At 48.2% G+C, this 546-nt stretch carries 1 protein-coding gene; it reads right to left on the minus strand.

What is annotated here, in order from left to right:
- Positions 1-223 (minus strand): hypothetical protein (locus NK662_RS24765; RefSeq protein ID WP_254761376.1); only part of this gene is annotated, 223 nt, incomplete at its 3' end.
- Positions 224-546: the final 323 nt, after the last annotated feature.

Genomic DNA, 546 nt, shown 5'->3' on the forward strand with positions numbered 1-546 from the left:
ATACAAAGACCTTGAGCCATTCCCGGCGGGCAGAGTCCCTCGGCGCTTTCTCGAAGAGACGGAGGCACGCGAAGAGCAGCACGAGATCGATGTACGATGTTAATACGAACGCCACCGATCCACGATCGCCATCGGACCGGTAGATCGCCATCCCGGAGTTGAAGGTAAGGAAACCGAATCCCAGAGCTGTCAGCCATGAGAATCCGCCCTCGTTATCATTCATGCTCGTGGATGCCTCCCGCTGAACAAGCGGCTGTTTTCTCGGCGACACTGAAGACATGCCTGTGACAACGCCAGCTTGCGAGGCAGGATCTGGAACAGAACAACACCATATGCATCCGTCAGAGGAAGTCGGTGGGCACTGGACATAACATATTACATGACACATGCTTTTTTTTATTATGTACTGGTTTGTTTAGACGGTGAAAAATAAGGTAGTTTCATTTCAAATCGCTAAAGAGTTGTACTGTACTACTTATTCTACTACTAGTAGTATAAACGCATCCTGTTTTTTCAGCCCACAAAAGAGTGTTTTTACCATCTTGA

The organism is Ectobacillus ponti (assembly GCF_024294785.1).
GTDB classification, from domain to species: Bacteria; Bacillota; Bacilli; order Bacillales; family Bacillaceae_G; genus Ectobacillus; species Ectobacillus ponti.